This is a genomic window from Armatimonadia bacterium, assembly GCA_039679385.1.
Classification (GTDB): domain Bacteria; phylum Armatimonadota; class Zipacnadia; order Zipacnadales; family JABUFB01; genus JAJFTQ01.
This window is the reverse complement of record JBDKVB010000017.1, coordinates 82,593-94,074: the sequence shown is the minus strand read 5'-3', so window position 1 is coordinate 94,074 and position 11,482 is coordinate 82,593. Positions and strand designations below refer to the sequence as shown.

The window sequence follows — 11,482 nt, the reverse complement described above, 5'->3', positions numbered from 1 at the left end:
ATGAAGATCAGCGAGTTTCAGCAACTCATCCGCGACCTCTACTTCGCCAAAGACAACGGTCGGGGCCTGGACGCCACCTTCCTGTGGTTTGTGGAGGAAGTCGGCGAGCTCTCCCGAGCGCTGAAGCGCGGCACAGCCCAGGAGCAGGCCGAGGAGTTCGCCGACGTCCTTGCCTGGCTGACGACCATGGCCAGCATCCAGGGCATCGACCTGGAGGCCGTGGCGAAGGCCAAGTATGAACACGGCTGCCCCAAGTGCGGTCATACTCCCTGCGACTGCGGGTAGAGTCGACGCCCGGGCAGACCGTCGCACAAGGCACACACAAGGAGGGGTTACTCTCGCTGTGCGGGACCCTTGCCGCAGCAGCAGAGGTGACCACCACGACCCATGGAGCTTGTTCTTCCCTACGGGCACACCCGGCAGAGGGCTGAGGTGGAGGACGGGCGAGTGATCGCCCAGCTTCGCACCCCGGCCTGCAGAGGAATCGAGGACACGGCGCAGGCCTTCGAGCAGGCGCTGGCCAATCCTGCCGGGCCATCGCTGGAGGAAGTCGTGAAGCGGGGCGACCGCGTGCTGGTCATGACGGTCGATCACACGCGACCGAACCCTTCGGACCTGCTGTTCCGACTCCTGGAGCGGATCGAGAGCCTTGGCGGCAAGCCCGAGATCATGATCGGCCTGGGCAACCACCGGCCGATGAGCGACGAGGAACTCGACCGCTTCCTCGGCACGCACCAGGTGCACCAGAACGCTGCGCGCGACCCCCAGCAGTGGCGCCTCGGTACCACGACCAACGGCACGCCGATTGAGGTCAGCCCGGTGCTGCGCGACTTCGACAAGCGGATCGTGATGGGGTTCATCGAGCCACATTACATCGCGGGCTTCTCCGGCGGCCGCAAGATGATTCTGCCGGCCTGCAGCTCCTATGCCTCGACCACCCACAACCATTTCCTCACCTTGCCTCACGGGCCGCAACTCGGGCGCCTCAGGGGCAACCCGGTGCATGAGGATATGCTGCAGGCGGCCCGGGCTGTAGGCGTGCACTGGATCCTCGATGCTGTCGTGAACCCCGATGACTCGCTGTGCAGCCTCCATGCAGGCGAGCTCGAGACCGCACATTACGAGGGCGTGCAGGTAGCGCGTCACCTCTACTCGCACACAGTCCCACAGCGCGCAGACATCGTGATCTGCTCCTCCGGCGGCTACCCCTATGACGTTGACATGGTGCAGGCGAAAAAGACCCTGGCGCCCGCGCTGGAGTGTGTGAAGCCCGGCGGCGTGGTCATCCTGCTTGGCGAGTGCGAGCGTGGCTGGGGTGCCTCGGAGCCGGAGTGGGCGCTGCTGCGATCTGAGACGGTGCTGCAGAAGCGGGAGGAAATCACCCGCAGCATGGCGCACAATCAGCTTCAGGACGCCTGGCCGCCTTGCAGCCCGGGCGTCCTGTTCTCACGCCTTGTCCATGATGTGGGCGCGAGCCTGATCGTCGTCTCGCGGCTGAACCCACAACTGAAGGACACCTACCTGCAGCCTGCCGACGATCTTGCTTCGGCCTTGGCGCTGGCCGAGGAGCGTGTCGGCAAGCAATCTACTATCCTGGCGCTGCATGAGGGCCGGCGCACGATCTGCACGGTCCTGTCCTGACGAGACGCTCGCTGTGGGCGAGGGCGTATACGACCTCGGAACAACTACTCAGTATCCTGGAGACCGGTCATCATGTCTGCCGCACGCTTCAAGGTTCAGCCCGATCAGGTCATGAAGCACGCCGAGTACCTTGCCGATACTCTTGGCGAGCGCCTTGCCGGTGGCGAAGGCGAGCAGCGCGCCGCCGACTACATCCAGTCTGAGATGAACCGTATCGGGCTGCAGGACGTCCACCAACAGTCCTTCACCTGCAAGTGGTATGACGTGCGCCATGCCTCGATGCAGGCGCGCTTCGGCGGCCAATGGCGCTCGGTGACCATGGACGCCGTCGCGCACACTCCCAGCACCCAGGGCGAGATCGAGGCCGAGTTGGTGTATGTGGGCGAGGCCACCGAGGACATCCTGGATCACGTGGATCTGCACGACAAGGTCGCCCTGGTTCATGGCACCTACGGGCCGAACGCGAAGATGTTGCGCCGCTTTGCCCAGGTCGGCGTCGCGGCGGCTATCTGGACGGATGTGCGCTACACCAGCGACTGGAACATCCTGGTCGGCCTGCCCTGGTCTTTCCTGCCGCTGCTCACCTTCCCGGCGGCTTCGGTGCCCTTCACGGTCGAGTGCGAGTTGGTCGAGGGTAGGGCGGACCGAGTGCGACTGAACCTGGACACGGTCGTGGAGGATCGGCAGTCGCAGAACGTGATCGGCACTCTGGCCGGCCGCAGCGATGCGGGTGGCGTCCTGGTGAGTGGCCACCACGACTCAGTCCGGCTCTCCGTGGGCGCAGAGGACAACGCCGCCGGTGTGGCCGTTACTCTGGCTGTGGCTGAGGCCCTGAAGGGTGTGCCGCTGGAGAAGCCGATTCGCTTCGTTTCCTTCGGGACGGAAGAGCAGTTGTCGCAAGGCTCCTTCGCCTACGTGGAGGAGCCCAGGTACCGCGCGGAGCAACTCGACCTGGTGCTCAACACAGATGGCCAGGGCTGCTGGACGGGTGTCAGCGAGACCTACGTGACGGGCTCAGTGGAGTTCCACGAGTACATGCGCGGGCAGCTTGCAGCGCATGAGTTCCCCGGCACGATGCGGCACGACCCGGACGCCTTCTCCGACCACTTTCCCTTCATGGTGCGCGGAGTGCCCGCAGTGTGGTTCTACCGCCGCAACTGCCCCGGTGGCCGCTGGTTCCACCATAGCATCTATGATACAATTAACAGGCTGTCGCCCGACCTCCTGTCGCATTGCGCGAGTATGGTCGCCGACATCGCCGCCGATATCGCCGGTCAGCGCGACCTACCCTTCGAGCGTCGCTTCCCCGAGAAGACGCAGCAAGAGGTCCAAGCTGTCGCCGATGGTTGGCTGAAGATCTAGAGGGCCCGGTTTCTTGGCGACCGAGAGCCCTTTCCACCGAGTGCCTGCGTGGCGCACCCGGCATGCGGCAGCGACTGCTGCGTCGGGGCGAACCGCGGGTCCCGACTGCGCTTCGTCGGACAACCGCCATGAAGGAGCGTTACCCCCATGCCCAGACTCAAGATCTTCGTGAGCGACTACACCATCGCTGAGGACATGGACCTTGAGCAGCAGATCCTCAACGAGATTGACGCTGAAATCGTCCGCGCCCAGTGCACCACCGAGGAGGAGGTTGCAGCCCAGATAGGTGACCCTGATGCCATCATCACTCAGTGGGCGCCGCTTCCCCGCAGCATCCTGAGCAAGCTCACTCGCTGTAAGGCCATCTGCCGCAACGGCGTCGGCGTGGACAACATCGACCTCGAGGCCTGCAAGGATCTGGGCATTGCGGTCCTGAACGTGCCGGCCTACTCGATCCCCGAAGTCGCCGACCATGCCATCGCGCTGTCCCTGGCACTCTTGCGCTTCATCCAGCCGACCGTTGATCTCGTGCGCGGCGGCGGCTGGGGCGAGGACGCAATCCTGCCCGCACGGCGGCTCGAGGAACTCGTCTTCGGCGTCATCGGCCTGGGTCGCATCGGTCGCGCTTCGGCCAAGCGTGCGAAGCCCTTCTTCAAGAAGGTCATCGGCTTCGACGCCTTCCTGAAGGGCAAGGACGTCGAGAACGTGGACGAGGTCAAGTCGACGGCCGAAGAGGTCTTCAAAGAGGCCGACATCATCACGCTGCACGTTCCGCTGTCTGACGAGACCCGACATCTGGTCAACGCCGAGCGCCTCGCGATGATGAAGCCGAGTGCCTTCATCGTCAACACCTGCCGCGGGCCGGTTGTCGACACCGAGGCCCTGACGGCCGCCATCGCAGCCGGCAAGCTCGCCGGTGCCGGGCTCGATGTGCATGATCCCGAGCCCCTGCCCGAGGAGCACCCGCTGCGCAGCTTCCCGAACGTCATCATCACCCCGCACGTCGCCTACTACTCGACGGACTCCGTCCTGCAGGCACGGCGCGAGACCTGCGAGAATCTGGTGCTCTTTTTCCAGGGCAAGCAACCGATCTCTCGGCTCTTGTAGGCCATCTGCCTCGCTGTGGAATCACCAGGGCCGCTGTCGGCAACACCTCTGCCGCAGCGGCCCTTCTGTCTGCGCTCGTCCTCTTGTGTGTGTAGCTACCCCGTGCGACTCCCGGCGAGAGTCCTGTCGTAGAGGCTCTGCACCATCTCCACGACGCGGTTCACATCGAAGACCGTCTGGGCACGCTCAAGTCCTCGTTGCCCCATTGCAGCGGCCCTGGTTCGGTCAGAGAGCAGATCACTCAACGCGGCAGCCAGGCCCTTTTCGTCCCCCGGCGGCACCAGCACGCCCGTCTCACCGTCGAGTACCACTTCGGGGGCTCCACCGGAGCGGGTCGCGACGACCGCCTTCCCGACGGCCATGGCCTCGATGAGCACGCGACCGAAGGGCTCGTCCACCGAGGGCAGCACGAAGAGGTCGCACAGCCGTAGTATCTGCGGCACATCTTCGCGGAAGCCCAGCCAGGAAACGCGGTCGGCAATCCCGAGGTCCTCGGCGAGATGCTCGAGTTCCTCCCCGTAGGAGGCTTCCCAGAAGGCGACCTCGCCGACGACCAGCAGCCGAACCTGTGGACGCTGAGCCGATAGGATCGCCAGCGCCTCGAGCAAGGTCCGGTGGCCCTTCCAGGGAGTGAGACGGCCGACGATCGTGAGGACCTCGTCCTCGGGGCTGAGCTGCAACCCACGCCTCAGTGAGGGGTCGGGCTGCCCAGGGGTGAAGTGGTCCAGCGGAATGCCGTTGTAGATCAGCTCCACGGGCACGTTCTGGGAGGCGAACTGCGCGGCTACTGCCTGGGAGATCGCGATGACCTGTGGCCGCAGGAGCTTCGAGGCTCGCAGGAGCCAGGTACGCGCCGGTCCGGGGTCGAGGATGTCGCGCACATGCCAGAGCACGGGCAGACCGGACAGACGGCCCGCCGCTCCGCCGAGGAAATGGGCCTTGAGAGTGTTGGTGTGCACCAGGTCGGCCTTGACCGCCCGCAGCGCACGCCGGAGTCTCAGCACCGGGGTCAGACCGCCGAGAAGCTGCCCACGCGAGCGCAGGACTGACGGGTGGAGCTGGTCGCGGCGCTGCTCGAGCAGGGGAGACGCTTCAAAGACGGGGACTTGCTCGACGCCCTCAAGCTCGGGACGGTCGAGCCACTCAGCGCCCTCAGCACACAACAGGACCGGCGAAAACCTCCGCCGGTCGAGTCTTGCCACCAGCTCCAGGAGGCTCTTTTGAGCTCCTCCCAGTTGCAGGGCGTGGTCCACGTAGGCGATTCGCTTCGGACCCATCAGCGGTTTACCTGCACCTCGACGTATGCCCTTCCGTCCTCACAAAGTGGCGCTTTTCTGCTTGTCGATGCGCTTGAGCTCGGCGCGCATCTTCCACAGCTCGCCGAACATACGCAAGATCACGCTGAGCTTCGCCCCGGACTGCTGCCCGGCTGTTCGCGGGTAGTGATGCACGCCGACCTCGGCGTAGGTGAAGCCGACGTGCGTAGCCTTGATGAGCAGTTCGGCGCTGATGAGCGCGCCCAGGCTGTGCAGTTCGATGCTCTCCAGGACTCGCCGGGGAAGGAGCTTGAAGGCGCAGTCGATGTCGCGGACCTTCAGCCCGAAGAGCAGGCGGATCATCGCCTTGTAGGCCCGAGCGTTGGCAAGGCGAAGGAATTGGTCTGCCCGCTTGATGCGCCAGCCCAGGGCCATGTCCGCCTGGTCCAGCAGCGCCACGAGCTTGTCGATCTCGCCCACGTCGAACTGCCCGTCTCCATCGGTGAAGAACACGTAGTCATACTGAGCAGCCGCAAACCCCGACTGTAGTGCGCCGCCGTAGCCGCGATTCACCTCGTGGTGGACGGCCCTGACGACTGGGTTCTGGGCGGCCAGTTCGTCCGCCAGCTCCCGCGTGCCGTCCTTGCTGCCGTCATTGACGATGATGACCTCGTAGGTCTCGGCGACGGTGGGCAGCACTGCCAGCGTGCGTTCGACAAGCCCCCGGATATTGCCAACCTCGTTGTGACAGGGAAAGAACACCGACAGGGACGACAGCCTGGGGCCAGTCTGGTCCGCCATGAGCAGCTTCGCCCTGTCAGGTCACCATGCAAGGCTCCGCGAGACTTCGCGACAAAGGAAGCCTCCGTTCGACTGCATGAGGGCCTGCCAGGGTCACCTCCCGGTTGTAGTGCGATGCCTATTACATATACACGAATCGGCTTCATCCCGCAACGAAACGGCCCTAGGCCGGCGATTCCTGCTCCTCAGCAGCGGGCGTCTCCTGAGCGGCGTCGGTCTGTCCACGAGGAGAACGGCGCTCATGGACGCGAAGCAGGAAGTAGGCACCAATCAGGCAGAACAGGCTGGCGAGGCCGAAGTCCACTCGCCATCCCAGGCCCGGCACTCGCGCCGAGATTGCACTGCCGATGGCGCCGGCCAGAGGGAAGGCCAGAATCTGGGGAACCGCCGCCGAAGCGTTCCACAGGCCCAGGTACCGCGCCGCCTCACCCTTGGGCAGCAAGTTGCACGCCAGCGCCCACTCCACCGCAGTGAAGGCTCCGTAGGCGATCCCGGCTGGAACTCCACCCAGGTATACGACCGTGAGGTTGGGGGCGAAAGCAAACATGAGCGCTGCCCCGGCCAGCAGGAACTGGGCCAGGAAGATCAGCGGGCGGCGACCGATTCGGTCAGACAGTATCCCGGCGGGAACACTGGCCGCCGCAGCAACGAGGATCGCCGGGAGCATCACGTACATGGAGGTGCGCTCTGCATTGGGGTTGCCCAGGTGAGGATCCGGGTGCCCAAGGCTGTACTTGATGAAGAAGAACAGCACCTCCAGGAACATGTAGAAGCCGAGGTTGGTGACGGCCCGGGAGATAGACAGCCAGAAGAAGTCGGGATAGCCCCGCACATCCAGCGCGAAGGCGCCGATCATGGTCTGCCAGGCTGTAGCTTCCGGTCGCGACTTGAGGGGCCGCTCGCGGATGGTCCAGCAGGTGTAGGCGGCGGTGAGCACCATGAAAGCGCCCATCACCCCGCACAGCAGCGGCATTCGCTGATCGTGGAAGGCGACGAGGAGGACCTTGTTCTGGGAGATCTCCTCGTTGGCATTGAGCATCGCTCCCGCCAGGATCAGCCCGCCGATGTCGCCGAGTAGTCGCGCAACGCCCATGAAGCCGGAGGCCTTGCCGTGCTCGCGAGGATTCACGGTATCGGGTAGCAAGGCCGTGAAGGGGGCCAGGGCGATGTTGCTGCACAACTGCACCAGCACCAGCGCTCCGGCAAAGGGCCAGAAGGACTTCGCGGCGCCCAAAAACATCAGGCCACAGACGGCGAAGGTCGAGCCGACGACAACGAAAGGCCTTCGCCGTCCCCAACGGCTCAGTGAGCGGTCGCTGAAGGCGCCGGTCACGATCTGGGCCACAGTGGCGATGCTGCCGCCGACGAAGCCCATGATCCCCAGGTAGTAGCCGACCTTGTCCTGGGTGTACCAGTCGCTCAGTCGGCTCTGCAGCCCAAGGTGCAGCAGGGCTCCCCACAGCAGCGAGTTGCTCAGCCAGTACACGGTCAGGGCGAGATGATGCGACAGTGGACGCAGCGGCAGTTCCTCAGCTTGCTCTGCTATCCGAAGGGACTCACTCATGGCGCGTCCCCATCCCCTTGGTCGATCACGAAGTGTGTACCACCTCTGAGACCGCCCTCGCAACCTCGGCGGGGTCTGCCTCGCCGGGGTACAGCACATTGCGGCCCACGAGTGCGCCACGAACGTTACCGCCGGCCTTCATGCCCGCAGCGAACTGGTCGACGAGTGCCTGGGGATTGCCCGTCGCCGGGCCTCCGAGCATGAGGATCGGGCAGGTGGTGGCCCCGACAATCCGCGGGTATTCCACAGAATACGGCAGTTTCAGCCAGGTTTTCCACGAGCTTTTCCCCAATCCCGAGGCGACACCGCAGATTCGGATCATCGCCTCCGCCGAGGTATCCACCGTGTACTTGCCCTCCTCGTAGCGCACCATCATGGGCTCAAGGAAAACCGTGAGATCGCGATCGAGGCAGTCGTTGATTGCCTGGCTGCACGCCTCAATCGTGCGGCCGCTGCCATAGTCCAGTGGGTCGAGGCGGAACATCATCTTCGCCCCGTCGAGGTTCATGATCCTCATCCGCTCGGCGGTGTAGGCAGTGAAGGTATCGTCCATCTCGAAGGCGGTCCCGGCAAGTCCTCCCCGATTCATGCAGCCAACGAGGACCTTGTCGGCCAGGAAGACATCGGCGAGGTGCTGACTCTGAAGGCTCACCAGGAGCTGGGCTGCAATCACCTCTTCCAGGATGTCCGGCGTGCCCATCAGGCCGTCCACCTGGCCCTCCTGGAGCACTCTTACGATGCGGCCCAGGTAGTCGGCGCGGTCGCCCATGGCTACCGGGTCACTGCCGACCCCGGTCACCATACGTGCGGGATGATCGGCGGCGAGAATCACGAGGCGGCCGTCGTTGGTTAGCTGTTTGCGACGTTTGCGATGCTGTGCATACCACAGCACCTCTCCTCCACCCTCAACCCGAAGGCTGGTGATGTCGTCAAAAAGCTGCTTGTCGAGTCGGTACATGCTCAGTCTCCCGATTGGTGCGCGGAGGCGCGGCCGAGGTCAGCGGTCCTCCTCGGCGAGCATCTCCGTGAACAGGCTCGCGTTCTGCGCGGCCTGCGCGTTGTAGTGGTTGTTGAAGAAGACATAGGTCTCTTTGGCGCGGGCGTCGATCCGGCGGGTCTTGGTGATCCACTCGGTCAGCTCCTCGCGCGTGTACAGGTAGTTGTAGCGCTCCCAGGCCTGCTCGTGCTCGAACCACTTCGCGGCATTCCGTCCGTGGAAGCGCACGTAGCCCACGTCGGAGGTGACCTCGGCGAAGGGCGGCATCAGCGAGCGCAGTCGCGGCTCATCGACGCAGCAGAAGCCCAGGTCGAGACGACGTAGCAAGTCAAAGGTGCGTGGCCCGACCCAGGAGGCATGGCGGAACTCCACGACCACGGGCAGAGCCCCGAGCTCCTGGCGGAAGCCGGCCAGGTAGTCGCGGTTCTCGTCACTCGGTCGGAAGGAGCCCGGGAACTGCGCCAGCACCGCCCCCAGCTTACCCGACTCCACTAGGGGCGTGAGGGCTGCCTGGAACTGAGCGAAGGAGGCCTCCGGCGTAGTCCGCTCGTGGGTCAGCTCGCCCGGGGCCTTCACGACGAAGCGGAAGCCCTCCGGGGTCTTCGCCGCCATCGCCGCGAGGGTCCGTGCGTCAGGCATGCGGTAGTAGGTGTAGTTGACCTCCACGCAGCCGAAAGTCTGCGCGTAGTAGTCCAGGAAGCCGTTCTTCGTCGTGCCCTCCGGGTAGAAGGGACCGACCCAATCATCGTAGGAGTATCCCGAGGTGCCTACGTAGATCACGGCGCACTCCTCCAGGGCCTCACCAGGCCTTCAGCTCGCGACCGAGGAACAGCGCGAGAACCTGCGTCGCCGTCACGAGGCTATCGATCCGCACGTACTCCTCCGGCGTGTGCGCTGTGCCCTCTTCCGCCGGGCCAAAGAGGATCGTCGGCATGTTGCCGAGGGCCGAGTAGTAGGCCGCATCGCTCCAGCCCAGCATGTGCTCGCAGGTGGGTGCATGCCCGGTGACCTGCTCGAAGGCGTCCGCAAGACGTTGCGCAGGCTCCAGCTCCGCGGGCTCGGCGTAGGGGATCAGGTCCTTCACCCACACGATCTCCGACGGGTGCTCCCGCAGCCACTCGTCCTGTGCCTCGGCAGCCCGGATACGTCGGGTCAAGTCCTCGCGCAAGGGACCGGCTCCCCAGGTTCCGGTGGTGGCCTGGGCCTCGGCGGCCTCATCGACCTCGTACACCGTGTTCAGCGACAGGTAGGCCTTCCCGGGGACGACCGCCGGATGCACACCCGCATGGAAGATGCCCAAATTCACGCGCGCCTCAGGTCGGGCGGTCTCGCGGTCATGCTTGAAGCCGTCGATGGCGCTCTTGACGACCAGGCCCTTCTCGATGGCCGAGACGCCGGTACCGTAGGCGGCATGGCCCTCTTTGCCCGTGACCTGCACATCCGCCGTCAGGCAGCCGCTGCAGCCTAGGATCATCGCATCGCGCTTACCGTCGACGAAGATCGCCAGATCGCCCGTGTACCCGGCATCAAGGCAGGCGAGAGTTCCGGCGCCACTCCCGTTGCACTCCTCCTCCACCACGCTCTCGAAGATCACGGAGCCCTGGAGCTTCGCACCGGACTGAAGCAGCGCTCCCAGGGCACTGACCGCAACGGTGATTCCGCCCTTGCAGTCACTGGTGCCTCGACCCCAGATGCAGCCGTCCCGCACCTCCGAGGCGAAGGGGTCGATGGTCATGCCGTCGACGGCGACGGTATCCATGTGCCCGTTGAGGACGATGCGCGGACCGGGGCCGAAGTGGAACTCGCTGACCAGATTCGGCCGGGAGGTGAAGTCGCGCTCCTGCGGACCGAGTACACCCATGCGGGCGTAGATGTCGGCAGGGCAATCGAAAAGGCGAAGGCTCCCGCCGAGGCCCTCCAGGACTCCAGCGAGGAACTCCTGACCTTCTCGCTCGCCCGAGGGGTCGCGATCGCCGGAGTAGAGATTGACGGTGCTGATGCGACACAGACTGCGGCAGAGCTCGACAATCTGCTCGCGGTCCTGGGCGATGGCCTGCAGTAGGTCGCGTTCCACGTCGTCACCTCGAAAGGGCTAAGTCATAGCAATCCCAGATGCGGCCGTCAGCTTCAGAGCTTCTTGCCCAGGATCACCAGGTCTCGCGAGACGCCGTCCAGATCGGCGATGCCCGGCAGGAAGCCCCAGCGCTCAAAGCCCAGTTGCTTGCACAGGCTGAGGCTGGGCGTGTTGTGGCCGAAGATCAGCGCGACCAGGGTCTTGATGCCGACCTCGGGGCAGTACTCGATCATGGCTTGCGTGAGCCGACGGCCGATCCCCTGGTGGCGGCACTCGGGGGCCACGTAGAGGCTGATCTCGGCCGTTGCTGCATAGGCAGGGCGGTCATGGATGAAGTGGCTCAGGCTCGCCCAACCAAGGACCTGGCCACCAATCTCTGCAACCCAGAGCGGATGCCTCCGGGTGGTGTGCTCGCGGAACCACTCCCGGCGGCTCTCCACGGTAACCGGCTCCGTGTCGGCGGTCGCGATGCGCTCCGGGATCGAGGCGTTATAGATCCGCAGGATGGCCGGCAGATCCTCTTCGCGGGCCTCACGAATCCTGATATCCATGCCGGCAACTCCGATGATGGCCACGAAGCAGAGGCCGGAAGGCGACACACAGGCCTCTCTGCGGCTCTCCAAAAGGCCTTCACTGAATTCGCCCAGATCCTGCCGGTTACCTGCCCGCAGCGACGCCTG

General features: G+C 64.9%; 11 protein-coding genes. 4 read left to right on the top strand and 7 right to left on the bottom strand.

Annotated elements, in window-relative coordinates; translation table 11 throughout:
- The 4 genes from ABFE16_01890 (at position 1) to ABFE16_01875 (ending at position 4,110) form a co-directional block, all read left to right on the top strand.
- Entirely contained in the window at positions 1–285 is a 285-nt protein-coding gene (locus tag ABFE16_01890) for a MazG nucleotide pyrophosphohydrolase domain-containing protein (GenBank protein MEN6344021.1), read from the top strand.
- 102 nt (positions 286–387) lie between these two features.
- Positions 388–1,641, top strand: a complete 1,254-nt coding sequence (gene larA / locus ABFE16_01885; protein MEN6344020.1) for a nickel-dependent lactate racemase — start codon at positions 388–390, stop codon at positions 1,639–1,641.
- Between the two features lie 72 nt (positions 1,642–1,713).
- Complete coding sequence (locus ABFE16_01880; GenBank protein MEN6344019.1) at positions 1,714–3,003, top strand: M28 family metallopeptidase; 1,290 nt, start codon at positions 1,714–1,716, stop codon at positions 3,001–3,003.
- A gap of 147 nt (positions 3,004–3,150) precedes the next feature.
- On the top strand, positions 3,151–4,110 hold the full coding sequence (locus ABFE16_01875; protein MEN6344018.1) for a C-terminal binding protein: 960 nt from the start codon (positions 3,151–3,153) through the stop codon (positions 4,108–4,110).
- Between the two features lie 95 nt (positions 4,111–4,205).
- On the opposite strand, the gene ABFE16_01870 is transcribed toward ABFE16_01875, so the two are convergent.
- The 7 genes from ABFE16_01870 to ABFE16_01840 form a co-directional block, all read right to left on the bottom strand.
- Entirely contained in the window at positions 4,206–5,387 is a 1,182-nt protein-coding gene (locus ABFE16_01870; GenBank protein ID MEN6344017.1) for a glycosyltransferase family 4 protein, read from the bottom strand.
- 39 nt (positions 5,388–5,426) lie between these two features.
- Positions 5,427–6,167 (bottom strand): glycosyltransferase family 2 protein, encoded by a 741-nt coding sequence (locus ABFE16_01865; GenBank protein ID MEN6344016.1) that lies wholly within the window; start codon positions 6,165–6,167, stop codon positions 5,427–5,429.
- A 163-nt stretch (positions 6,168–6,330) separates the two neighbouring features.
- Positions 6,331–7,731 carry an MFS transporter gene (locus tag ABFE16_01860; GenBank protein ID MEN6344015.1) on the bottom strand — a complete coding sequence of 467 codons (1,401 nt, stop codon included), beginning with the start codon at positions 7,729–7,731 and terminating at the stop codon, positions 6,331–6,333.
- Between the two features lie 25 nt (positions 7,732–7,756).
- A complete protein-coding gene (locus tag ABFE16_01855) occupies positions 7,757–8,689 on the bottom strand; it encodes a hypothetical protein (GenBank protein ID MEN6344014.1) in 933 nt (310 codons plus the stop codon).
- A 39-nt stretch (positions 8,690–8,728) separates the two neighbouring features.
- A complete protein-coding gene (locus tag ABFE16_01850) occupies positions 8,729–9,508 on the bottom strand; it encodes a DUF72 domain-containing protein (protein ID MEN6344013.1) in 780 nt (259 codons plus the stop codon).
- A gap of 19 nt (positions 9,509–9,527) precedes the next feature.
- Positions 9,528–10,802, bottom strand: coding sequence for a M20/M25/M40 family metallo-hydrolase (locus ABFE16_01845; GenBank protein MEN6344012.1), 1,275 nt, complete (start codon positions 10,800–10,802; stop codon positions 9,528–9,530).
- Between the two features lie 53 nt (positions 10,803–10,855).
- The gene (locus ABFE16_01840) at positions 10,856–11,353 is read right to left on the bottom strand and encodes an N-acetyltransferase family protein (protein MEN6344011.1); all 498 of its coding nucleotides are present in this window, start codon (positions 11,351–11,353) and stop codon (positions 10,856–10,858) included.
- Positions 11,354–11,482 lie beyond the last annotated feature (129 nt).